The following is a 22,727-nucleotide window of genomic DNA, read 5'->3' on the forward strand; positions in this document are numbered from 1 at the left end:
GCTCCTGAGGGTTGCTTCACCGGGATATGCAAGGGGCGTGCCGAAGGCCGGGCAGCGGGATGCGACGGAATTCCGTCGGAAACCTGCGCTGGTGGGTGCCGACCCTGGTCGGCACGGCTGTCAGGCGTAGGCGTCCAGCAGTCCGCGCTGGCGGATCAACTGCGCCGACGACACGCTGGCATCGCCCGGCGTCGGTTCTCCGTCGCCGATGATGCCGCTGCCACCGGGCTGGCCCGGCGCATTGCCCTCACCACCCGGTGACTGGTGGCCGACATCGGCGTGGGCCAGCTGGAAGCCCTGTTCGCCCAGCAGCTCGCGCAGGCGCGGCAGGCTGCTTTCCAGCGCTTGCCGCACGTCCACGTGCGGGCTGCTGAAGCTGGCATGCACCTTGTCGCCGTTCAACTGCAGGCGCACGTCGACCGGGCCCATGTCGTCCGGGCTCAGGCGGATGTGGGCGTGGCCGATCTTCTGGTCGGCCAGCCAACCCAGGCGTGCGCCGATGGCCTGGTCGAAGCCATCGTCACCCAGCACGGGTTTCGGCGTCGGCTCGCCATTGAAGATCGCATTGCCGGCGGCGAGCGCCGCCTTGAGGTCCTGTACGGCGGCTGCTGCCGGGGCGTGCAGCAGGGGTGTGCTGGCGCGGTCGCCAACGGCGGCCACGTCACTGCCTTCGCCGCGCTCGCTGCGCTTGCCGGGCAGGATCATCTCCGGCAGTGGCAGCGCCGTGGCATCGTCCGCACTGGTCGCCGCCGGTTTGGCGTCAGCCGCCACTGGGGTTGTGGTGGCCGTCGCCGGCGCGTCTGCAGGCAGTGTCGGGTTCGTGGCGGGGGCAGCAGCAGGCAGCGCGCTACCGTCGCTGGCCAGCGCCGGTGCAGCGGTGGTCGGCAGAGCAGCGGCCGGATCGGCAGGCATCGGCATCGCCAGCACCAGGCCGGCCAGGCCGGGCGGTGGCCACGGGGCGTCCTCGGTCGCGGCGGGCTTGTCCTTCTCGGTGCCGGGTCCCGCTGGGGTCACGGCAACGGGCGGCAGCGACGGCGTTTCAGCGGTTGCCGCTTCGGCGCCCGCATTGCGTTCATCCGGTGCCTGGCCATTGCTGTCGGCAGTCGATGGCGGGCTCGGCGTGGATGGCGTCGGCGTCGTGGCGTTTCCCGCAGACGCGGGCGCGCAGGGCGCACCGCCCTGCAGCAGCTGGCTGAAGTCCTTTCCGCCTTCGCTGCGCGAGGCACGTGCGGCACTGTTGCTGGTGGCGGGCGTGGCCGTGTTGGCGCTGCTGGCGAGCGGGGCGGGCATCACGAGCGGCCTCCCTGCTCGGCGCCGTCCTGGTCTTCGGCCTGCACCAGGCGTGCACGCCGTGCACCAATGTCGTCCATCTCGCGCTGGTCGCGGCGGTCGGTCACCACCTTTTCCTGCGCCCGGTAGCTGGCGGCCAGCTGCTCCAGCACCGCCTTGTCACGGCTGGCCAGGATCAGGCGCGCGCGCTCGGCCTCCACTTTCTCGCGGTTGCCATTGACCGTGGCCTGCTGCTGCTCGACCGCGCTGTCCAGTCGATCGAGGAAGGCGCGGCGGTTGAGCAACTGTGCCGGGCTGGTCGCCGCCATCTGTGCGTTGGCGTACTCCTCGGCATAGCGGCGCAGTTCGTCCAGTCGCGAAAGATGGGTGTCGAGCACGCGCTGGCGTTCGGCCAGGTCGCGGGCGACTGCGTCCTCATGTTCCTGGGCTCGCTTGAGCAAGGGATCGATGCGCTTGGACTGGTTCATGGCTTAACTCTCTTGTTCCACCAGGCGCTGCAGCGCCGCCTGGCTGTGCGGGAGATCTGCGGCCTTGGCAACGTCCTGGCCGAGGAACTCCATGATTTCCGGCCAGCGTTCCAGGGCTTCGTCGGTGGCCGCGTCGTTGCCGCGCTGGTAAGCACCGATCGCGATCAGGTCCCGGTTGGCCGAGTAGGCCGAGACCAGTCGCTTCAACTTGCGGATGCGCAGGCGCCACGGTTCGTCGGCGATTTCCGTGACCACGCGGCTGACCGACGACTCGACGTCGATGGCCGGGTACAAGCCGCTGTCGGCCACGCGGCGCGAGAGCAGGATGTGGCCGTCGAGGATCGCGCGCGCGGCATCGGCGATCGGATCCTGCGGATCATCGCCTTCGGTCAGCACCGTGTAGAACGCGGTGATCGAGCCACGGCCCTTGGCGCCATTGCCGGCGCGTTCGACCAGTGCCGGCAGCTTGGCGAACACCGACGGCGGATAGCCGCGGGTGGTCGGCGGTTCGCCGACCGACAGGCCGATCTCGCGCTGCGCCTGGGCGAAGCGGGTCAGCGAGTCCATCAGCAGCAGCACGTTCAGGCCCTGGTCGCGGAACCACTCGGCAATGGCGGTGGCGCGGTAGGCACCATGCAGTCGCGCCAGCGGCGGCCGGTCGGCAGGGCTGGCGACCACCACGGCGCGGCGCAGGCCTTCCTCGCCCAGCGTGGTCTCGACGAAATCGCGCACTTCGCGGCCACGTTCACCGATCAGGCCGACCACGATCACGTCGGCGGCGGTGTAGCGGGTCATCATGCCCAGCAGCGTCGACTTGCCGACGCCGGAGCCGGCGAACAGGCCGACGCGCTGGCCGCGGCCGATCGGCAGCAGCGCGTTGATCGCGCGCACGCCCACGTCCAGCGGCTGGGTGATCGGTTCACGCGCCAGCGGATTGATCGACACGCCGGCCATGCCAACATGGCCTTCGGCGCGGATCGGGCCCTTGCCATCCAGCGGCACGCCGTCGCTGTCGATGACGCGGCCGAGCAGGCCTTCGCCCACTTCCACGCCGCCCCGGCGCGCCGATGGCACCACCCGGGCGTTGGGCAGCAGGCCATGCAGTTCGGCGCTGGGCATCAGGTAGGTGCGTTCGCCGGCGAAGCCGACCACTTCGGCGTCGACCCAGCCACCATCGACCACTTCCACCTTGCAGCTGGCACCCAGCGGCGCTTCGCAGCCGACCGCCTCCAGGGTGAGCCCGACCGCACGGCGCAACACGCCCTCGCGGATCAGGCCGCGACCATGCGCGGTGTCCACGCGCAGGCCATCCAGGCGCCGCGCCAAGCGCAGGTTGCGGGCTACGGCCCAGTCGGCCGGCGGCGGAGTGGTTTGCGGTCCGACGCTCATGCGGTGGCTCCGGTCTGGCGGATCACCGCATCCAGGGCCCCGCGCAGGCGGGCTTCCAGGGTGCCGTCGATGCGCACGGCTTCGGCGTGCACGCGCAGGTCGCCACGGCTGAGGCTGGTATCCGGTACCAGGCGCTGCACCGGTGAAAGGTTCAGCAGCGGGGCGAGGGCAGCGATGTCATCCGGGTGCAGCCGCACTTCCACCTCGCGGGTGCTGCCCCCCACGGCGTCGATCGCTTCGCCGACCAGCTGCGCCAGCAGTGCCGGCTCGGCTTCGTAGGCGCGGCCGACCAGTGCGCCGGCGATGCGAACCGCCAGTTCGCCGAGTGCACCGACCACTTCGTTCTCCAGCCGCACCAGCGGCCGGCTGAAGTTGTCCAGGATCCCTTCGATCTGCGCGGCGAGGCGACGTACTTCGGCCTGGCCCTGGCCGTAGCCGTCGGCATGGCCCTGTTCGAACCCTTCCTTCTCGGCGCTGTCCTGGATCGCCTGGATCTCTTCAAGGGTCGGCAGCTGCAGCGGCGGCTCCGGTTCGTGTTCCGGATCCGGCTCGGTGAGTTCGAACGCATCCTCCTGCTCCAGCACTGGTTCGGGCTGGGCCAGCAGGTCCGGGGCAAGCCAGCGCACGACGTTGCTCACAGCATGGCCTCCGCGCTGCCACCGATGGTGACGGTGCCTTCATCGGCCATGCGCTTGACGATCGCCAGGATCTCGCGCTGTGCGCCTTCCACGTCGGACAGGCGCACCGGGCCGCGGGCTTCCATGTCCTCCAGCAGGATCTCGGCCGCGCGCTGCGACATGTTGCGGGTGATCTTGTCGCGCACCTTGATGTCGGCGCCGCGCAGGGCCAGGCCCAGGCGCTCGCCGCTCACCTCGCGCAGCACCAGCTGCATCTCGCGATCGTCCAGGTCGACCAGGTCGTCGAACACGAACATCAGGTCCTGGATGCGGTTGCTCAACGGCGCATCGATGCGCGCGATTTCGCCCAGGATTGCCTGGTCCTGGCCGCTGTCCATGAAGTTCAGGATGTTGGCCGCGCACTGCACGCCGCCGATGTTCGACGACTTCAGGTTCTGGTTGCCGGCGAACTGGCGCTCCATGATCTCGTTGAGTTCATTGAGCGCGTTCGGCGGAATACCGTCGAGGGTGGCGATGCGCAGCAGCACATCCACGCGGGTACGGTCCGGCAGCAGCTTCAGCGCGTCGGCGGCCTGGTCGGTTTCCAGGTGCGCCATCACGATGGCGATGATCTGCGGGTGCTCGTTGCGCACCAGGTCGGCCACCGCACGCGGGTCCATCCACTTCAGCGCGTCCAGGCCGGTGGTGTTGCGGCCGAGCAGGATGCGGTCGATCAGGTTGCCGGCCTTCTCGCTGCCCAGCGCCTGCACCAGCATGTTGCGGATGTAGTCATCCGAGCCCACGCCCAGCGAGGTCTTCGAGCCCAGTTCCTGGCCGAACTGGTCCATCACCCGCTCCACCTGCTCGCGGGTGATGTCGGTCATGGTGGCCATGGCGATGCCGATCTTCTGTACTTCCTTGGGTTCCATGTGGCGCAGCACTTCGGCCGCATCCAGCTCACCCAGCGAAAGCAGCAGCACGGCCGCGCGCTGTACTCCGGTCAGTTGTGCCTCAGTCATTGGCCACCCAGCCTTTGACCACCTGGGCCACGCGCTTGGAGTCGGTCTTCACGGCTTCACGCGCCATCCGCAGTCGTTCCTCATATGAATCCACCGGCAGTGCGAGCGCATCCGGTCCGCCCAGGCTTGCCCGGTCGGTGCCCAGCGCTGGCAGCGCAATGCCATCGTCATCGACCAGCTGCACATCCGCGGTGTGCGGTTCCAGGGCCTGTTCGTCATTCTTCTTGCTCTGGCCGGTGATCGCGCGCAGCGCCGGGCGCAGCACGCCGAACAGCAGCGCCAGCACCACCACCGCGCCCAGCAGCATGCGGCCTGCATCGTGCACCCACGGCAGCTCCCACCAGGCCGGGCCTTGTTCGGGCGTGGTCTCGCGCACGAACGGGGCATTCATCACCGACACGGTGTCGCCACGCTCGGCGTTGAAGCCGACGGCCTGCTTGACCAGCGCCTCGACGCGGGTCAGTTCGGCGGCCGACAGCGGCTGCGGGCTCATCTTGCCGTTGGCGCCGGCGCGCGGCACGTTGTCCACCAGCACCGCCACCGACACGCGCTTGATGCGGCCGGCCGGCTGGCGGGTGTGCTGCAGGGTGCGGTCCAGCTCGTAGTTGCGGGTGGCGTTCTTGCTGCTTTCGGTCGGGGTCTGCGCGGTGGCCGGCGCGGCCTGCTGGCCCGGCGGACTGTTGCTGGTTGCACCCGGCACGCCCTGCGGACCCGGCGTGCTGGTGGTGTTCTCGCTCATCTGCTCGCTGCGCAGCTTCTGCGGTTCACCGTTGTAGAGCTCACGGGCTTCCTCGGTCACCGAGAAGTCCATGTCCACGCTCACTTCCGGGTTGACGCGGCCGGGGCCGGTCATCGGCTCCAGCAGCTCGCGGATGCGCTGGTTGAACGAGGTTTCCTGGCGTCGCACCTGCTCGAACTGCGCGGCGTTGACCGCCGCCTCGCTGTTCGGGTCGGTGATGCTGAGCATGCGCCCGCTCTGGTCGACCACGGTCACCCGTTCCGGCGCCAGGTCCGGAATGCTGGCCGCGACCATGTGCACGATGGCGTCCACCTGGCTGCGTTCCAGCTGCTGGCCGCCCCGCAGTTCCAGGGTGACCGAGGCGCTGGCCACGTCACGCTGGCGGGTGAAGGCGCTGGGCTTGGGAATGGCCAGATGCACGCGTGAATCACGTACCGGGCGCAGCGTGTTGATGGTGCGCGACAGCTCGGTTTCCAGCGCGTGCTGGTAGCGCGCGCTTTCCACGAACTGGCTGACGCCGAAGCCCGGGTCGCGTTCCATCAGCTCGAAGCCGAGCTTGCCACTGTCGGTCAGGCCGGAGCCGGCCAGCTTCAGGCGGGCGTCGTGCAGGTTCTTTTCCGGCACGGTGATGCCACCGGTGGCCGGATCGAGCGCGAACGGGATCTGCGCGGCGCGCAGCAGGTCGGTCGCCTCAGCGGTCGCCTTCTGGTCCAGGCCGGTGTACAGCGGGACCATGCCCGGCTTCTGTGACCAGAAGAACACGGACAGGCCTGCCGCCACCGCCACCGCGATCATCGCCATCAGGCCCAGCCGACGGGTGATCTGCAGACTCTGCAGGCGGTCGAACCATTGCCCGGCCTTCTCGGCGTTCAGGCTGTCCTTGGAGAGCGTCAGTGCCATGCGTCTCTATTCCTTACAGCGGCATGTTCATCACGTCCTGGTAGGCCTGGACGAGACGGTTGCGGACTTCCACGGTGGCGCGGAAGGCGATCTGGGACTGCTGCGAGGCGACCATCACCTTGGCCAGGTCGGCGCTGGGGTCGCCCATTTCAAAGGCCTTGGCGAGGGCGCCGGACTTCTGCTGCGCATCGTTGACGCCGGCAATCGCACCACGCAGGGTTTCGGTGAAGCTGGCCGGCTGGGCCTGCGGCGCGTCCAGCACCGTGCCCGGCAGGGCGTTGCTGCGCGGCGTTTCGCCCAGCGGGTTGAGCGCCGGCTGCCCCATCTGGGTCTGATAGGAGCGGATCTGCGAAAGGATCGAAGTGACGGAGTGGGACATCTGCAACGGTTCCAGAAACAGGGATGGGGTTGTCTGCTGGAACCAGTGCAAGTGCCGTGCCGAAACCGGTTTTCGATTCAGTGAAGTGAGGGTTGTGGGTGTACTGGCAGGGCTGCGCCCTGCACCCGCCGAATCAACGTCAACGTCAACGGCGGGCTATCCGTGGGGTGGCGGGGCGGGTCCGGTTGCGGGGGACGCTGCAAGTACCCCTCCGGGGCCCGGCCCAGCCGCTGGCGGCTGTGCGTTCGGGCGCTTGCGAAGCAGTGCTTCGCAAGCAAAGCGCCCTCACCCATGTAAGCTCGGTCGCCGCATCCATGCGGCTCACGCCCCCGCAACCGGACCCACCCCGCCTTCGACAGTTTCACGCTGCTGCCGGTAGATGCTGACCGCTGGTCGGCGCTGATCGGATGGGGTCAGATCCCGTTGCGACGCAACGGGATCTGACCCCATTGAAGGCGCCATTTATCCGGCGTCGGTTTTCTGGCCTACGGCTGCAGGGTCCAGCGGCCGGAATTCTGGCGCTGGCGCGGGGCGATGGGGCCATCGTGCTGGGTGTAGATGAAGCGACCCTGGCGGTCGCTCTGGCAGGTCAGCAGCAGGGTGTAGTGGGCGGGACCGGCCGGGTGGGCCTCGGTCATCTGGATTTCCGCGATATGCGGGGCCAGGCGCTGGTAGCGGTAGCTGCCGCCGATGCGCAAGTCAGTGCCGAGGATGTCCAGCACGTACTGGCTGCCGGCAAAGCTGAGCTGCACCATGCGTCCGGCGTTGGGGTTGTCCGGCGCGTACAGCGGGTCGCTGAGGTTGGTGAACTGGCGCTGGTCCAGCGTTGCGGGCAGGGTGCAGTTGGCGGCAGTGACCAGGGCCGGGTAGAGCAGGCTGGCGAGCAGGGCAAGGCGATGCATGGTGGAACCTCCATGGGTGTGTCCTTGCCATGCTCCGCACTGCGGCCGTGTTGTCTCTAGGAAAACATGCAAAAGCAATGGGCTCAGATCGCGTTCCGCAGCAAAGGGATGTGAGCCCAGGCGCCAGAAGCACCAACGCCCGGGCGAGCCCAGGCGTTCGTGCCCCCTTCATGCTGGTGGCGCGGTTCAGCCGGCCAGTTCGGCCTGCTCGCGTTCGATGCCGTACTTGCGCAGCTTTTCCACCAGGGTGGTGCGGCGCAGGCCGAGCAGCTGGGCGGCGTGGGCGACCACGCCCTGGGTGCGTTCCAGTGCTTCGTTGATCAGGCCAAGTTCGATGCTGGCCATGTGGTTGCGCAGGTCCATGCCTTCGTCGGGCAGTGCGGCCGGTGCCGCCGGGCGATTGACGGCGATACCGTGTTCCAGCGCCGGCTGGTTGCCGCTGCCGGGTGTGTGGAAGGAGAAGCTGCGCAGGTCCAGTCGCTCTTCGCTGGCGGCGGGCGGTGCCGGCGCCAGCGCAGCGACGGCGGCCAGTGCCGCATCGCCACGATAACGGGCCGGCAGGTCCTGTACGCGCACCGAGCCACCCGGATGCAGTACGGCCAGTCGTTCGACCAGGTTGGTCAGCTCGCGCACGTTGCCCGGCCATTCGTAGCCGGCCAGCGCCTGCAGGGCTTCCGGGGTGAAGCGCACTTCGCCACGGCCAGTGCGGGCCAGCTGCGCGGCGATGGTTTCCACCAGTGCCGGCAGGTCTTCGCGACGCTCGCGCAGCGCGGGTACTTCAATCGGGAACACGTTGAGGCGGTAGAACAGATCCTCGCGGAACTTGCCCTCAGCGATGCGGGTCTCCAGGTCGCGATGGGTCGCGGCCACCACGCGCACGTTGCAGCGGATGGTCTGGTTGCCACCCACGCGCTCGAAACTGCGCTCCTGCAGCACGCGCAGCAGCTTCACCTGCATCGGCAGGCTCATGTCGCCGATTTCGTCGAGCAGCAGGGTGCCGCCCTCGGCCATTTCGAAACGGCCCTTGCGCGCGGTGAGCGCGCCGGTGAAGGCGCCCTTCTCATGGCCGAACAGTTCGCTTTCCAGCAGGTCGGCCGGAATGGCGCCGCAGTTGATCGCCACGAACGGTCCGTCACGGCGGGGCGAACGCTGGTGGATGGCGCGCGACACCACTTCCTTGCCGGTACCGGATTCGCCCAGCACCAGCACGGTGGTATCGAATGCGGCCACCTGCTCGATCATGGTGCGCAGGGCGCTCACTGCCGGGCCGTTGCCGGTGGGTCCCTGGTCCTGCGCGGCGCCGGCCTGATGCTCGGCATCCAGGCGCTTGAGGCTGGCGCGGCGCAGCAGGGCTTCCATCTGCGCGTGGCGCAGCGGCGTTTCCAGCGGCCAGATATTCGCTTCATGCAGCCCGTGCTGCTGGGCAAACATTGCGGCATCACCATCGGCCAGCAGCACCGGAGGCGGCAGGCTGCTGCCGCCCAGCCAGTTGTACAGCGCGGTGCTGGCGGGGCTGTTGTCCAGGCTGCCGACGATCACCGCCATCCAGTCGTTCTGGCGCTGCCGGCCCAGGTCGAAGTCGGCCGCGTCGGAGACCCAGCGCGGATTGAAGTCCATGAATTCCAGCAGGGCAACGGTGCGCTCTGCGCGCACAGCGTCGTTGTCCAGCACCAGGATGCGCGATTCACTCACGACTGTTCCTCCCTGAGGCCTTCCAGGATTGGCATGACTTCCTGGATGTAGGACAGCTTGCTGACAAAGTTGTCGGCACCGGCACGCAGCGCGTGTTCGCGGTGCTCGGCGTCGTCGAAGTGGCTGGCGATCACGATGTACGGTGCATCGTCCTGCGACTTGATCAAGCGGGTGGCCTGCAGGCCACCCATCTCCGGCATGGCCAGGTCCATCAGCACCACCTGCGGGCGCAGCGTTTCCGAGCGCTCGATCGCTTCCAGGCCGTTGCCGGCACTGCCGACGATCTGCAGCCAGTCGATCTTGCGGAAATGGCGCATCGCCGCGTTGATGAAGCCCTCGTGGTCATCGACCAGCAGGACCGTGAGCTTGTTCATGTCCAACATCCTTTTCAGCCCACCCGGGCCAGCTGCGGTTGCCTGGCGCTGAGCCGGCGCCGTTCGCGGGCCGGGGCGATATCCAGTTGTTCTCGGTATTTTGCGACGGTTCGGCGGGCAATGTTCACCCCCTGGCGTGACAGCAGGCCGGCAATGGCCTCGTCGGCCAGCGGACGGCCGGCGGGTTCGGCGTCGATCAGGCGGCGGACCATGGCTTTCACCGCCTGGCCGGAGACGCTGGCGCCTTCAAGGCGCACCGCGAAGAAGTGCTTCAGTTCGAAGGTGCCGCGCGGGGTCTGCAGGAACTTGCCGGTGGTGATGCGCGAGACGGTGGACTCGTGCATGCCGATTTCCTCGGCCACTTCCTTCAGGGTCAGCGGCGCCATCGCCTCTTCGCCACGCACCAGGAAGGCGGCCTGGCGCTCGACGATCACACGCGCGGTGCGCAGCAGGGTGTCGTAGCGCATCGACAGGCCGCGGCTGAACCAGCGCGCCTCCTGCAGCATCTCGCGCAGTGCCGGCGCGGCTTCGCTGGTTTCTGCCAGCGCCTGTTCGTACTGGCTGTTGATCGAGACGCGGCGGCTGGTGGCCGGGTTCAGTGCCACCTTCCACTGGCCATCGGCATGCCAGGCGACCACGTCCGGTACCACCACCGCATTGCGTTCGGGCAGCAGGCTGTCGCCGGGGCGCGGCTGCAGCGAGAGGATCAGGCGCACCGCCTCGCGCACGTCGTCGATCTCGGCGTCGTGCTGGCGGGCGAGGGCGGGGTAGTCGTGCGCGGCCAGTGCCTCGAGCGCGCCATCGAGGATGCGGGCGGCCAGGTGACGCGCGGGGACCACGCCGTGCAGGCTGCGCAGTTGTGCCTGCAGGCCTTCGCGCAGGTCCTGCGCAGCCATGCCAGCTGGTTCACCGTGCAGCAGCTGCTGGCGGATGGCCTCGACGCCTTCGGCGGCGATGTCGAACTGGGCGCTGGCCACCAGCTGCAGCTGCGCCAGTGGCGCCTGCAGGTAGCCGGCCTCGTCGCAGTGGTCGAGCCAGAACGCGGCCACCGCCAGTTCGCTGTCGTCCATGTCCAGCGCCAGGCGCTGCAGCACGCGCAGCTGAGGGTCGGTCGACTCACCGGCGGCAATGCGCGCCATGCGGTCGTCGTCGCCGTCCTGCCAGCTGGCGCCGGCCACGTCCCACATCGAAGATTCCGGCAGCTCGTCGAACGCGGCGGTTTCCAGCGTGGCGGCGCTGACCTCGGTGGCATCAGCGGCAGGCGCTTCGGCCTCTTCGATCTCCAGCAGCGGGTTGGAGTCCAGCAGGCGCTGGATTTCCTGTTCCAGGTGCAGGCCATCAAGCTGCAACAGCCGGATCGACTGCAGCAGCTGCGGGGTGAGGTGAAGTTGTTGGCCCAGCTGGGTCGAGAGTGCAGCCTTCATCGTGATTCCCCGGCGCCGCTCCCCGGCGCCTTGTGGAACGCATCTTGCTTTTGATCCGGAATGGGCGGAATCGGGGGGTTCCTGAGGGGATTCGTGGTTGTCCCGACAGGATGTAGGGGTTATCCCTACATTGGCTCGGGATATTGACGAAACGGGCCGCCAAGTCATTGATTCGTCGTGCCGACGCAGCGGGTTTTGCAGCGGCCGGTGTACGGATTCCTGTCAGGGAATGTCGGGGCGACGGGAATTCGTCGCCGGTGCAGTGCCGGGCAGGGGTCAGATCCCTTTCCTGCGGAAAGGGATCTGACCCCATTCGCAGGCAATCACTCCAGCTCGTGCTGGTGGCGCGCGGCCAGCAGCAACAGGTCATTGGCGCGGCGGCAGCCCAACGACTCCATCATGCGTGCGCGATGGGTTTCCACCGTCTTCACGCTGATGCCGAGGTCCGCAGCGATTTCCTTGTTGCTTTCGCCCTTGCCGATGCGGCGCAGGATCTCGCGCTGACGCGGCGACAGCGCGGCAATGCCGGTAGGCTTCTCGCGGCCCAGCATGGGTGCCAGCATCTTGGCCGAGATCTGGGGACTCAGGAACACCTGGCCGGCATGCGCGGCGCGCAGCGCCAGTTCCAGCTCCTGCGGTGCTGCATCCTTCACCACGAACCCGACCGCACCGCGATCCAGGGCGTCGCGCACATGGGCGGCATCGTCGTGCATGGTCATCATCACCACCCGGGTGCCCGGGGCGCGCAGGCGGATGTCGCTGAGCGCTTCCAGGCCGGTGCGGCCCGGCAACGAGAGATCCATCAGCACCACATCCGGCGCATGCTGCAGGGCCAGCTGCAGTGCCTGTTCGGCGTTGCTGGCCTCGGCGACGAGCTGCACGTCGGCAAACCCCTGCAGCAGCCGCGCCAGGCCGGCGCGGACGAGGGTGTGATCGTCGACGATGAGAACTCGCACAGGCACGCAACAGATCCGTGTAGGGGAGTCCACCTTAACTTAGCTGAACGGGCGCGCCAAGGCTTGCCCGCCAAGCGTGATGGTGGCAGCTTTCAGCGCGCCCGGCGCGCCTCGGCCACCTGGCGGCGGTGCAGTCGGAACAGGTGCCGTTCCATTGCCATTTCCAGGCCGTCGCCCAGGCGTTGGAAGCGCAGCCACAGGAAGTGGCCGCCGCTGCTGTCGGCTGCCTCGGCGATCACTTCCACCGGCAGGTCGATGTGGTCGGGCAGCCAGTCGCTGGGCTGCAGGCGCACCACGCCGGCCTGTCCGGGGCTGGCACCACTGCGCGGGCCCAGCTGCAGGCGGATGCCACGGCGCGACCAGCGCACCGGGCGCAGGGGCAGTTCCAGGCCCTGCTGGCGCACCAAGCGGCCGAGCAGCACCATCGCCAGGTCCAGCTTGGCTTCAAGGCGTTGCAGCTGCAGGGTGGCCTCGTTGCGCTCGTCGTGCTCGTCAACACGGCTGTCTTCGACCAGTGCCAAGCTGCGCAGCAGGCCTTCGGCACCGCTGGTGCGTCCGGCCGCGCTGCCCGCCTGGAACTCGGCCGGCAGGGCCAGCTCGCAGCTGAGCGTTTCGTCGAACAGCTCGCTTTCGGCAGGATGGTGCAGCGACGTGGTCGGCAGCTGGGTCATGCCAGCGATTCTGCCTGCAGGTAGGCATGGGCGGCGCGAAGAGAGCGCTGGCCGTCATTCATCAGTGCGGCTGCTGCATCGCGGCGCTGGCGCAGCAGGCCCAGAAGGCTCTGCTGGCGCTCGAACAGGGCGCTCAGCGGCGCGTGGTCCGCAGCGGTCAGCGGCTGGCTGAGCAGGGCATGGAGGGTGCTGTCGTGCCCGTCGAGCAGGCTGTCGGCCTGGTCCAGGGCGTCATCGCCCAGTGCCTTCTCGAAGGCATCCAGCTGCGCGTGCAGTTCGGGCAGGCTCATGGCGCCACCGCGGCCGGGCGGCGCTGTTCGTGCGGGATCGCGTTCCAGGCGCTGTCGATCTCGCCCAGCAGCTGCAGCGATTCATCCAGCGCGGCGCGGTCGTTGTGCAGGTTGGCTTCGGTCAGGCGCTGCAGCACGTAATCGTACAGGGCCGACAGGTTGCCGGCGATCTCGCCGCCGGCCTCATGGTCCAGCGAGCCGTTGAGGTGGCCGACGATCGCGCAGACTTCGCCGATCGCCTTGCCCTTGCCGGCCTGGTCGCCGCGCTCGAGGCTGGCCAGGGCGCGACGCACGCGCTCCAGCGCGCCGGCCAGCAGCATCGCCACCAGCTTGTGCGGATCGGCATCGGCGACCGCACTGGTCACTCCCACCTGGCGGTACTGCTCGGCATATTGACGGCTGGAACCGTACATTCGTGATTCTCCTTGCGCGGGGTGCCGTCGGGCGATCGTGGGGATCGGTGCCGGCGGCGCGGCGATGATTGCTGTTGCGTCCGTTATCGGTGCATTGCGCGGCAAACTTGAGTGCCACGCACGCATCGTCAGCGGTTCAACTGTGCCAGCTGCTGCTGCAGCGCCGTGTTGCTCTGCTGCAACTTGCCCATCAGGCTGTCCAGCGCGATGAACTGCTTCTTGTAGCGCTCTTCCACGCTCTTCATCCGCGTGTCGAGATCCTTGCGGCGCTTGTCGATGTTGTCCAGCGTGGTGTTCAGTCCCTTGGTCCGCGCGACGAACGCGCCTTCCTTGCCGACCGTGGTGCTGACATAGCCGTCGACCAGCGTGTACAGCTTGCCGGCACCGCCGGTATCTCCGGTGATCGCTTGGCGCATCTTCTCCGGCTGGCTGGCCAGTGCGGCGGCGAACTTGGTGGTGTCCAGGATCAGCGTGCCGTCGGCATTGGGGTAGCCGCGGGTATCCAGACCGATCGCCTTGGCATCGAGCTTGTCACCAGCCAGGTCCTTGAGCACGCTCGACATCACCGAGCGCAGTTGGCTGATGGCGCCGCGCATCTGCGCATCACCGGTCAGCGTGGAGGCTTCCTTGGTCTTGGCGTCGTACTTGGTTTCGGTGTTGATCGCCGCCAGTGCGGCGTTGTAGGCGGTGACGAACTCCTGCATCACCTTGGTGGCTGCCGCAGTGTCGGTGCTGATGGTCACCGTGCTGGTGCCCGGCATCTTCAGGTTCAGGGTCAGGCCCGGAACCGCATCGGCCACCGTATTGCTGGCGCTTACGACCTTCACGCCATCGATGGTCAGCTCGGCGTCGGCGGCGGCGGTGTTCTGCTTGAGGCTGTTGACCAGTCCCCCCAGCTTGGCGTCGCTGCCTGCGTATTCGAGCTTGATCGCGTTGGCGGCACCGGTCTTCTCCTGGGCGATCGACAGGTACTGGTTGTCGCCGGAGCTGATCAGGGTGGCCTGCACGCCTTCCTTGCGGCCAGCCGCATCGATCTTGTTGCGGATGGTGGTCAGCGTGTCGCCGTCCTCCACCTCCACGTTCATGGTCTTGGCCTTGTCGCCCACGCCAACGGTCAGCGTCAAGGTTCCGGCAGCAAACGTGTCGGTCTTGGGTACCGAGGTATCGGCGATCAGTTTGTGCGCGGTGGCCAGCGAGGTGACATTGACCACGTGCGTGCCGTTGGAGGCCGCAGCCTTGGTTGTGCCGACGTCATACAGCGCGACCGACGCCGTCAGGATCTCGTCGGTGCCCTTGTCGCCGCCTTTGCTTGCGGTCACGGTGCGCGTGTCGAACGCCGTGGTGGCCTTCAGTGCGGTCAGCGCCGTCTTCAGCTTGTCGAAGGCCGAGGTGATGGTGCCGATCGACGACAGCTGCATCTTGGCCTTGGACTGCTGCAGGTTCAGCGCATTGTCGGCGGGCTTGCGGTCGGCTGCGACCAGCTGGTTGACGATGTCCGAGATGTTGAGCCCCGAGCCAATGCCACCGTATCCAAAGTCTGCCACGTCGTTTCTCCTGGTATCCGGGCCCGGCCGTCGTGCGGTGGCCCGTCGTCAACGAAAATAGCGGCCTGCGCCGCTGGGTCTTGAGGACTTCGTTGATGCACGTGCCGTGCCAATCGCCTGGCGCAGGTTCTGGCACGCGGGTTGCAGGAGGGCTGGGGCAGGGTGCGGGTGGGTTCACCGCGGGCTGCCGGGAGTCTGCAAAAAGCCCTCCCCCAATGCAGGGGAGGGATCAGGCTACTGACAATCGGGGGGAGACGAAGCCGCCCGGTACGTACAGTCAAAGGTACAGCGCTGAAAGAGAGGTCCGCAGGAGCGGGCGATGCCAAGCCGGTTCGGGACTGATCCCGGGCCGGGCATGGCCCGCGCCTTCGTGCATCGTGGCTTCCCGGTTGCCGCTACCGTCGGTTCGACCCGACGGTAGCGGCGCCTTCTTGCCGTGGATCAGCGCAGCAGGCTGAGCACGCCCTGCGGCACCTGGTTGGCCTGGGCCAGCATGGCCGTACCGGCCTGCTGCAGGATCTGGGTGCGGGTCAGCTCGGCGGTTTCCTTGGCAAAGTCGGTGTCCTTGATGCGGCTACGCGATGCCGACAGGTTTTCCGACGAGGTCTGCAGGTTGGCCACCACCGAGGTGAAGCGGTTCTGGATCGCACCGAGGTCGGCGCGGGTGCTGTTGATCGCACCCAGGGCCTTGTCGACCACTTCCATCGCCTGCTGTGCACCCTTCACGGTGGACACGTCGATCTTGTCGGCGAACTTGGCGGTCGGCGCGGCACCTGCGGTGAACCCAGCGATGGTGCTGCTGAAGGCCGTGAAAGCACCGGCATTGTTGACGCTGTCCTTGACCGAGGTCAGGGTGAGCGCGCCGGCCGCGTCGGCTTCGGCATAGACGCCGGTCTCGCCGATCTTGGCATTGATCGCGGTTGCGACGGCCTTGCCGGCTGCCGCGGTGTTGGCGGCCGCATCGCCGACGCTCTTCACGGTCATCGCGTCGAAGTTGACGACGGTGCCCTTGCTGTCGGTGATGGTGAACGCGGCAACAGCGGTATCAACGTTGTCGGCACCGGTGACGGCAGCAGTGGCCGTGGCGAACTGGGCACCACCGAGGGCGTTGGCCTTGGCGTCGATGGTCTTGTCGATGGCGATGGCCTGGCCGGCGTTGGCACCGACCTGGAACAGCTGGCTGGAGAACGAACCGTCCAGCAGCTTGGTGCCGTTGAAGTCCGACTGCTTGGCGACGCGGTCGATTTCCGAGACGAGCTGGGTCACTTCGGCCTGCAGCGCCTTGCGGTCGCTGGCCGAGTTGGTGGCGTTGGCGGCCTGCACCGACAGCTCGCGGACGCGCTGCAGGTTGTTGCCGATTTCGGTCAGCGAACCTTCGGCGACCTGGGCCAGCGAGATGCCGTCGTTGGCGTTGCGGATGGCGACGTCGGTACCGCGGATCTGCGTGCCGAAGCGCTCGGAGATCGCCAGGCCGGCGGCGTCGTCCTTGGCGCTGTTGATGCGCGAACCGGAGGACAGGCGCTGGATGGTGGTGGCCAGCGAGCTGCCGCTGGTGCTCAGGTTGCGCTGAGCATTCAGGGACATGGTGTTGGTGTTGATGACTTGTGCCATGGTGCTTTTCCTTTGGCGAAGGTGGAACGTGTTTCAGGATCCGGGCGCGGCGTCATGCGGCGCCCGGAGGTCGATCAGGGAGCGGATCAGCGCAGCAGGCTGAGCACGCCCTGCGGCACCTGGTTGGCCTGGGCCAGCATGGCCGTACCGGCCTGCTGCAGGATCTGGGTGCGGGTCAGCTCTGCGGTTTCCTTGGCGAAGTCGGTGTCCTTGATGCGGCTACGCGAAGCCGACAGGTTTTCCGACGAGGTCTGCAGGTTGGCCACCACCGAGGTGAAGCGGTTCTGCACGGCGCCCAGGTCGGCACGAGTGCTGTTGATCGCACTCAGGGCCTTGTCGACCACTTCCATCGCCTGCTGTGCGCCCTTGACCGTGCTGACGTCCAGGTCACTGGCGAACTTGGACGCCGGTGCGGCGGTCGCCAGCGTGGCGGTGAAGGTCGGTGCGGTAGCGCCGGTCCAGGTGCCCACCGAAGCGGTGATGGCCTTGAACGAGCCATCGGCGTTGACGCTGTCCTTGACCGAGGTCAGGGTGACGCCAGCGGTGCCGTTCACTTCGGCGTAGACACCGGTCTCACCGATCTTGGCGTTGATGGCAGTCACCAGCGCCTCGCGGGAGGCCTTGCCGGTAGCAGCGGCGTCGGCACCCTGCTTGACATCGACGTCGGCGATGGTGACGCCATTGATCTGCAGGCCAGTGACCTTGAAGTCGGCGTTGGCGCCCGGGTCGGCCAGTGCCAGCGAGTTGGTATCGAACTTGGCGCCACCCAGGGCGTTGGCCTTGGCGTCGATGGTCTTGTCGATGGCGATGGCCTGGCCGGCGTTGGCACCGACCTGGAACAGCTGGCTGGAGAACGAGCCGTCCAGCAGCTTGGTGCCGTTGAAGTCGGACTGCTTGGCAACGCGGTCGATTTCCGAGACCAGCTGGGTCACTTCGGCCTGCAGGGCCTTGCGGTCGCTGGCCGAGTTGGTGGCGTTGGCGGCCTGCACCGACAGCTCGCGGACGCGCTGCAGGTTGTTGCCGATTTCGGTCAGCGAACCTTCGGCGACCTGGGCCAGCGAGATGCCGTCGTTGGCATTGCGGATGGCGACGTCGGTACCGCGGATCTGCGTGCCGAAGCGCTCGGAGATCGCCAGGCCGGCGGCGTCGTCCTTGGCGCTGTTGATGCGCGAACCGGAGGACAGGCGCTGGATGGTGGTAGCCAGCGAGCTGCCGCTGGTGCTCAGGTTACGCTGAGCATTCAACGACATCGTATTGGTGTTGATGACTTGTGCCATGAGGAGAGGTCCTTGAGCGGTTGCACGTGAGTTGGGTCAGACGCCCCCGACGTGCCCCGGGGGCGGCTCATGTCAGCGCTGCAACAGGCTGAGCACGTTCTGCGGTACCTGGTTGGCCTGGGCCAGCATGGCCGTACCGGCCTGCTGCAGGATCTGGGTGCGGGTCAGTTCGGCGGTTTCCTTGGCGAAGTCGGTATCGCGGATGCGGCTGCGCGATGCGGACAGGTTCTCCGAGGAGGTCTGCAGGTTGGCGACCACCGAGGTGAAGCGGTTCTGGATCGCGCCGAGGTCGGCGCGGACGCTGTTGACCGATTCCAGGGCCTTGTCGACGATCGACATCGCCTTCTGTGCGCCTTCGGCGGTGGTGACGTTCAGGTCCTTGACGAAGCTGGCTGCTGCACCGGTCAGGGTGCCGCCGTTGGTGCTGGTCTCGGTCAGGCCGAGGCCGGCGATGGTCGCGGCGGTGACGCCGGCCGGCGGGGTTGCCGCGCTGACGCCCAGGGCGAAGGTCTGGCCATCCTTGACCGAAGCCAGGCTGATGACGCCGGCATTGACCGAGGCCACCACGCCGGTTTCACCCAGCTTGTTGTTGATCGCCGCAGCGGTGGCCGAGGTGATCGACTCGCCGGCCTTCACGGTGAAGTCGCTGATGGTGACCGTGGTGGCGGTGCCGCCCGGCGGGGTGACCGAGACCTGCAGGCCGGAGTAGGTGGTGTCGGCCGTGGCCTTGTCCACCGCCAGCGCGGTGCCGGTGTAGCCGTTGGCGAAGGTGGCAGCCCCCAGCGAATCGGCCTTGGCGTTGACCACGCTGTTGATGGCAATGGCCTGGCCGGCGTTGGCGCCCACCTGGAACAGCTGGCTGGTGAAGCTGCCGTCCAGCAGCTTGGTACCGTTGAAGTCGGCCTGCTTGGCCACACGATCGATTTCCGAGACCAGCTGGGTCACTTCCGCCTGCAGGGCCTTGCGGTCGCTGGCCGAGTTGGTGGCGTTGGAGGCCTGCACACCCAGTTCGCGGATGCGCTGCAGGTTGTTGCCGACTTCGTTCAGCGAACCCTCGGCGACCTGGGCCAGCGAGATGCCGTCGTTGGCGTTGCGGATGGCCACGTCCAGACCGCGGATCTGGGTGGTGAAGCGCTCGCTGATGGCCAGGCCGGCCGCGTCGTCCTTCGCGCTGTTGATGCGCAGGCCGGACGAGAGGCGCTGGATGGTGGTAGCGAGCGAGCTGCCGCTGGTGCTCAGGTTGCGCTGAGCGTTGAGCGACATCGTATTGGTGTTGATTACCTGTGCCATGGGGTCGTCTCCTCTTATATGGAACCCGTTGGTGAATGAAACGAAGCGCCGCCTGTTTTTTTGTGTGGCTGTGTGCTTCGCCGTTGCCAAATGAATAACGGCGCTTTGTCAACAACCTTTAGCCGTGAATTCCGCTGAAGCCGGAATTCGTTGCCTGAAGCTGTTTTCCCGGGGTTTTCAGCCCTGTTGCCAGGATGGAAGCGACCCCGGGAGGGGCGGTCGGGCAGGGCCTGACCAGCGCTGATGAAGGTATCGGCGGGGTGCGACCCGGCTTGATGGGCAATCACGGAAAATCGGCCGGAGATGGCCAGAGGGCCGCGTGGCGGCGGGCAGGCGCGCAAACGAAAAAGGCCGCGATGCAGGGCATCGCGGCCTTTCGGGAGTGACTCGGGCGTGGCGTCAGCGCAGCTTGTTGAACAGCGACATCGACTGCATCTGCGAGAAGATCGTCTGCGCCGCCTGCAGTGCGGTGCTCTGCAGCTGGTACTGGCTCAGCGCATCGGCGTAATCCAGGTCGCGCATCTGCGACAGCGTGGTTTTCAGGGTCACGCCATTGGCCTCGCGCATGTCCGCCGCGTTGTCCAGTGCCTTCAGCTGCGCGCCTCCCGCAGCGCGCGAATCGATCATCCGCTCCGAGGCGCGCGCCACGTCGCGCAGTGCGCTCTGCAGCTGATTCTGCTGCGCAGTCATCTGCGCGGTGGTACCGGTGTCGGCACCCAGCGCGGCGACCAGGTTGTCCATGGTGGCGAAGATGTCGCGGCTGCTGGCGGCCTGGACGCTGAAGCTGTCGCCCGCTGCGGGTGCACCCGTGATGCGCAGGCGTACACCGTTCACTTCCAGGTCGTCGCCAGCCTTGTAGGTGCCGGTGCCGGTCACGTTGCCCGCACCATCCACCACCTCGTACTGGGTGCCGGTGGTGAAGCGCACGCTGAAGCCCTGGCCGTTCCAGCTGTCGCTGCCGTCGCGGGTGATGTTGGTCAGCACGCCGTTGCCGGTGTTGCCGGCCGCGGCGCTGCCGTCAACGAAGCCGTCGCCGGTGGGAATACGCATGAAGATCTCGCTGCCGGGCAGGGCGTCGCGCACATAGGTATCGGGGCCGACTTCAACCTGGCGCTGGGTCTGGTCGCCGCGATAGACGACCTTGCCGTTGATCTTGGCAAACGGCGGGTCACCGTCGTTGGTGCCACCGAACACGTAGCGGCCGGTACCATCGTCGGCGTTGGCCAGCGACAGCAGGCCATCGCGGATCTGGTTGACCTCGGTGATCAGCGTCTTCTTGTCGGCCGCGCTCAGTGCCGGATTGCTGGCCTGGATGGTCAGATCGTTGACGCGCGCCATCAGGTCGTTGACCTGCGCCAGGGTGTTTTCCTGCACGCCCAGGCGGTTCTGCACATTGCCGGCGTTGAGCTTCATGCGGTCCAGTGCGGCCAGGCTGCGGTCAAGGCCGACTGCAGTGCCGGCGGCAACCGGATCGTCCTTGGCGCTGACGATCTTGCTGCCAGTAGCAATCTGCTGCTCCAGGTGGCTGAGCTTGGCCTGCTTGGCCATCATCAGCGACACCGACTGGTTGAACATCATGCTGGTGGAGATGCGGCTGCTCATCGGCGGACGGCCCCCAGGATGGTCTGGAACATGCTGTCGGCGGTGGAAATCAGCTGTGAGGCAGCCTGGTAGGCCTGCTGCAGGCGCAGCATGTCGGCGGCCTCTTCGTCCAGATTCACGCCGGAGACCTCGTCGCGGGCTTCCTGTGCCTTGTCATTGATCACCAGCTGCGCATCGAGCGAGTACTCGGCCGAGCGGGCGGCGGCGCCGACCTGGGTGGTCAGGCCACCCAGTGCACCGTTCAGTGTCACCGTTCCGGCGTTGAAGGCCTTCGTGCTTTCCACCTTGGCCAGCCTGGAGGCATTGCTGTTGTCCGACGAACCGGCCGGGGTCGGGGTGATGTTGAAGGTATCGCCCACCTTTGGCGCACCGTCCAGTACGAAGCTCCAGCCGTTGGCACTGATGGTCTGGCCAGGCGTATAGGTCTGAGGCGGGCCACCGTCGATGGTGTAGGTGGTCGCCGAGGTGAACACGATCGCCGACGGATTGCGCAGGTTCGCGTTGGCCGAATCGTTGACGGTGACGCCGCTCAGTTTGCCGGTACCGGTGTTGGCGGTGGCGGCTGCGCCCTTGACTGCGGCGGCCGCGGCAATGCGCGACGGATCGGTGATGGCCATCTCCAGGCTGCCGGCCACGCCGGCGGTGGGCTGCAGCAGGAAGCGGTCATTGGCCGCCGGGGTGCCGCCGACGACCAGGTTCACGCCGTTGATCACCAGCGGATCGGCGGCGGTGCCGGTACCGGTCAGGGGAATGCTGGCGCCGGTGTCGGCGCGGCTGGCCTTCCAGGTGGTGCCATCGAACTGCAGCACCACGTTCTGCGCGTCCAGTTTGCCCAGGTCGCCATAGGTGGCGCTGAGGCTGGCGGTTCCGGTATTGCTGTTGTTGCCGGTCACGCGCGGGCTGCCGATGTTGAAGAAGTCCCCGCCCATCTGGCCATACAGATCCACACCCTGGTGGTGGACCTGGTTGAAGCTCTCGGCCAGGCCCACCGCCAGCTTGCCCAGTTCGGCCTGCGCAGGCGTCAACACGGTGTCGCGGAATTCCAGCAGGCCACCGATCTGGCCACCGACCGCCTTCGGGTCGAGACGGATGGTGTTGCCCTGGGTCTCCAGTGCCAGCTGCAGGCGCTCGGGCTGGTAAGGATCGGCCACGGTGGTGACCTTGGTCGCCGTGGTACCCACCACCAGCGCGTTGCCGCCGGCAGTGTAGACATTCATGATGCCGCCGTCCTGGATCACCGCGGTGCCACCGGTGTAGCCGATCAGCTGGGTGATCAGCTGATCGCGGCGGTCGAGCAGGTCCGGTGCAGCCGAGGCAATGTTGGTGCCGATGGCACCGTTGATCTGCGCGATCTCCTGCGCAAGGCGGTTGACCTCGGTCGCACCGGCCAGCAGGCCGTTGTTGACCTCGCTGTTGAGATTGTTCAGGTGCGTGTTGAGCTGCACGAAGCGGTTGGCCAGCGCCTTGCCACCGTCGAGCATGTTCTGGCGGTCGGCGGTGCCGGCCGCGTTGGACGACAGGCCACTGACCGAGTCGAAGAAGTTCGACCAGACGCCGGCCACGTTGGTGGCGGCATCGGAGAACAGGGCGTTGACCCGGTCGGCCATGCCCGAAAGCTGCTTCAGGCGCGCCAGCTCACCGCTGCTGTCGAGCAGGCGCGAGATCGCCAGCTGGTCGGCCGTGCGACGGATGTCGGTGATGCGGGTGCCGTTGCCGACCGTGCCGTAGCCATAGTTCTGTGGATCGGCGGTGGCGAAGTTGACCTTCTGCCGGCTGTAGCCGGGTGTATTGAGGTTGGCCACGTTGTGGCTGGTGGTCGCCAACGCTCGCTGGAAGGCGAGCAGGGCACCGGTACCGGTGGAAAGTACGCTGGACATGGTG

Annotated in this window: 21 protein-coding genes; all 21 read right to left on the reverse strand. The window is 67.3% G+C overall.

All coding sequences use genetic code 11. The features are described from left to right. Positions 1-120 precede the first annotated feature (120 nt). On the reverse strand, positions 121-1,290 hold the full coding sequence (locus ACSYHF_RS09560) for a flagellar hook-length control protein FliK (RefSeq protein WP_447576371.1): 1,170 nt from the start codon (positions 1,288-1,290) through the stop codon (positions 121-123). Next, entirely contained in the window at positions 1,290-1,757 is a 468-nt protein-coding gene (gene fliJ / locus ACSYHF_RS09565) for a flagellar export protein FliJ (RefSeq protein WP_005416437.1), read from the reverse strand. Before fliJ ends, ACSYHF_RS09560 begins: the two co-directional genes overlap by 1 nt. Positions 1,758-1,760: 3 nt before the next feature. Beyond that, positions 1,761-3,146: a FliI/YscN family ATPase gene (locus ACSYHF_RS09570; RefSeq protein WP_049412897.1), complete on the reverse strand. Its 1,386-nt coding sequence runs from the start codon at positions 3,144-3,146 to the stop codon at positions 1,761-1,763. Beyond that, positions 3,143-3,784, reverse strand: a complete 642-nt coding sequence (locus tag ACSYHF_RS09575) for a FliH/SctL family protein (protein ID WP_095377985.1) — start codon at positions 3,782-3,784, stop codon at positions 3,143-3,145. The genes ACSYHF_RS09570 and ACSYHF_RS09575 overlap by 4 nt, the downstream gene beginning before the upstream one ends. Beyond that, complete coding sequence (gene fliG, locus ACSYHF_RS09580; protein ID WP_024958226.1) at positions 3,781-4,767, reverse strand: flagellar motor switch protein FliG; 987 nt, start codon at positions 4,765-4,767, stop codon at positions 3,781-3,783. The genes ACSYHF_RS09575 and fliG overlap by 4 nt, the downstream gene beginning before the upstream one ends. Positions 4,768-4,774: 7 nt before the next feature. Beyond that, on the reverse strand, positions 4,775-6,421 hold the full coding sequence (gene fliF, locus ACSYHF_RS09585) for a flagellar basal-body MS-ring/collar protein FliF (protein WP_005416440.1): 1,647 nt from the start codon (positions 6,419-6,421) through the stop codon (positions 4,775-4,777). Positions 6,422-6,434: 13 nt separating this feature from the next. Further along, positions 6,435-6,800, reverse strand: coding sequence for a flagellar hook-basal body complex protein FliE (gene fliE, locus ACSYHF_RS09590; protein ID WP_005409552.1), 366 nt, complete (start codon positions 6,798-6,800; stop codon positions 6,435-6,437). 485 nt (positions 6,801-7,285) lie between these two features. Continuing rightward, a complete protein-coding gene (locus ACSYHF_RS09595; RefSeq protein ID WP_134969352.1) occupies positions 7,286-7,702 on the reverse strand; it encodes a hypothetical protein in 417 nt (138 codons plus the stop codon). 186 nt (positions 7,703-7,888) lie between these two features. After that, entirely contained in the window at positions 7,889-9,394 is a 1,506-nt protein-coding gene (locus ACSYHF_RS09600) for a sigma 54-interacting transcriptional regulator (RefSeq protein ID WP_197599034.1), read from the reverse strand. Next, positions 9,391-9,768 (reverse strand): response regulator, encoded by a 378-nt coding sequence (locus ACSYHF_RS09605; protein ID WP_005409556.1) that lies wholly within the window; start codon positions 9,766-9,768, stop codon positions 9,391-9,393. Before ACSYHF_RS09605 ends, ACSYHF_RS09600 begins: the two co-directional genes overlap by 4 nt. Before the next feature lie 14 nt (positions 9,769-9,782). Next, positions 9,783-11,192: an RNA polymerase factor sigma-54 gene (gene rpoN / locus ACSYHF_RS09610; RefSeq protein ID WP_447576372.1), complete on the reverse strand. Its 1,410-nt coding sequence runs from the start codon at positions 11,190-11,192 to the stop codon at positions 9,783-9,785. 323 nt (positions 11,193-11,515) lie between these two features. After that, positions 11,516-12,148 (reverse strand): response regulator, encoded by a 633-nt coding sequence (locus ACSYHF_RS09615; protein ID WP_005413261.1) that lies wholly within the window; start codon positions 12,146-12,148, stop codon positions 11,516-11,518. Between the two features lie 92 nt (positions 12,149-12,240). Beyond that, complete coding sequence (locus ACSYHF_RS09620) at positions 12,241-12,819, reverse strand: PilZ domain-containing protein (protein WP_197599033.1); 579 nt, start codon at positions 12,817-12,819, stop codon at positions 12,241-12,243. Continuing rightward, positions 12,816-13,109, reverse strand: coding sequence for a hypothetical protein (locus ACSYHF_RS09625; RefSeq protein ID WP_005416446.1), 294 nt, complete (start codon positions 13,107-13,109; stop codon positions 12,816-12,818). Before ACSYHF_RS09625 ends, ACSYHF_RS09620 begins: the two co-directional genes overlap by 4 nt. Beyond that, entirely contained in the window at positions 13,106-13,522 is a 417-nt protein-coding gene (gene fliS / locus ACSYHF_RS09630) for a flagellar export chaperone FliS (protein ID WP_005416447.1), read from the reverse strand. The genes ACSYHF_RS09625 and fliS overlap by 4 nt, the downstream gene beginning before the upstream one ends. 128 nt (positions 13,523-13,650) lie before the next feature. Then, entirely contained in the window at positions 13,651-15,066 is a 1,416-nt protein-coding gene (fliD, locus tag ACSYHF_RS09635) for a flagellar filament capping protein FliD (protein WP_095377989.1), read from the reverse strand. A 441-nt stretch (positions 15,067-15,507) separates the two neighbouring features. Then, positions 15,508-16,677, reverse strand: a complete 1,170-nt coding sequence (locus ACSYHF_RS09640) for a flagellin (RefSeq protein WP_061478706.1) — start codon at positions 16,675-16,677, stop codon at positions 15,508-15,510. Positions 16,678-16,763: 86 nt separating this feature from the next. Beyond that, positions 16,764-17,954 (reverse strand): flagellin, encoded by a 1,191-nt coding sequence (locus ACSYHF_RS09645; protein ID WP_065198647.1) that lies wholly within the window; start codon positions 17,952-17,954, stop codon positions 16,764-16,766. A gap of 72 nt (positions 17,955-18,026) precedes the next feature. Then, a complete protein-coding gene (locus ACSYHF_RS09650) occupies positions 18,027-19,244 on the reverse strand; it encodes a flagellin (protein ID WP_005416451.1) in 1,218 nt (405 codons plus the stop codon). Between the two features lie 399 nt (positions 19,245-19,643). Continuing rightward, positions 19,644-20,846, reverse strand: coding sequence for a flagellar hook-associated protein FlgL (flgL, locus tag ACSYHF_RS09655; RefSeq protein ID WP_005416452.1), 1,203 nt, complete (start codon positions 20,844-20,846; stop codon positions 19,644-19,646). Next, a complete protein-coding gene (gene flgK / locus ACSYHF_RS09660) occupies positions 20,843-22,723 on the reverse strand; it encodes a flagellar hook-associated protein FlgK (RefSeq protein WP_005416453.1) in 1,881 nt (626 codons plus the stop codon). The genes flgL and flgK overlap by 4 nt, the downstream gene beginning before the upstream one ends. Positions 22,724-22,727: the final 4 nt, after the last annotated feature.

The sequence above is a fragment of the Stenotrophomonas maltophilia group sp. P373 genome (assembly GCF_053295075.1).

Excerpts from the sequence above, each read along its gene's own strand:
- ACSYHF_RS09605 (WP_005409556.1), bottom strand. The coding sequence starts at position 9,768 with ATGAACAAGCTCACGGTCCTGCTGGTCGATGACCACGAGGGCTTCATC.
- ACSYHF_RS09650 (WP_005416451.1), bottom strand. The coding sequence starts at position 19,244 with ATGGCACAGGTAATCAACACCAATACGATGTCGCTCAACGCTCAGCGC.
- ACSYHF_RS09625 (WP_005416446.1), bottom strand. The coding sequence starts at position 13,109 with ATGAGCCTGCCCGAACTGCACGCGCAGCTGGATGCCTTCGAGAAGGCA.
- fliJ (WP_005416437.1), bottom strand. The coding sequence starts at position 1,757 with ATGAACCAGTCCAAGCGCATCGATCCCTTGCTCAAGCGAGCCCAGGAA.
- ACSYHF_RS09640 (WP_061478706.1), bottom strand. The coding sequence starts at position 16,677 with ATGGCACAAGTCATCAACACCAACACCATGTCCCTGAATGCTCAGCGC.
- fliS (WP_005416447.1), bottom strand. The coding sequence starts at position 13,522 with ATGTACGGTTCCAGCCGTCAATATGCCGAGCAGTACCGCCAGGTGGGA.
- flgK (WP_005416453.1), bottom strand. The coding sequence starts at position 22,723 with ATGTCCAGCGTACTTTCCACCGGTACCGGTGCCCTGCTCGCCTTCCAG.
- ACSYHF_RS09645 (WP_065198647.1), bottom strand. The coding sequence starts at position 17,954 with ATGGCACAAGTCATCAACACCAATACGATGTCGTTGAATGCTCAGCGT.
- ACSYHF_RS09570 (WP_049412897.1), bottom strand. The coding sequence starts at position 3,146 with ATGAGCGTCGGACCGCAAACCACTCCGCCGCCGGCCGACTGGGCCGTA.
- ACSYHF_RS09620 (WP_197599033.1), bottom strand. The coding sequence starts at position 12,819 with ATGACCCAGCTGCCGACCACGTCGCTGCACCATCCTGCCGAAAGCGAG.
- fliE (WP_005409552.1), bottom strand. The coding sequence starts at position 6,800 with ATGTCCCACTCCGTCACTTCGATCCTTTCGCAGATCCGCTCCTATCAG.
- flgL (WP_005416452.1), bottom strand. The coding sequence starts at position 20,846 with ATGAGCAGCCGCATCTCCACCAGCATGATGTTCAACCAGTCGGTGTCG.
- fliF (WP_005416440.1), bottom strand. The coding sequence starts at position 6,421 with ATGGCACTGACGCTCTCCAAGGACAGCCTGAACGCCGAGAAGGCCGGG.
- ACSYHF_RS09595 (WP_134969352.1), bottom strand. The coding sequence starts at position 7,702 with ATGCATCGCCTTGCCCTGCTCGCCAGCCTGCTCTACCCGGCCCTGGTC.
- rpoN (WP_447576372.1), bottom strand. The coding sequence starts at position 11,192 with ATGAAGGCTGCACTCTCGACCCAGCTGGGCCAACAACTTCACCTCACC.
- ACSYHF_RS09560 (WP_447576371.1), bottom strand. The coding sequence starts at position 1,290 with ATGCCCGCCCCGCTCGCCAGCAGCGCCAACACGGCCACGCCCGCCACC.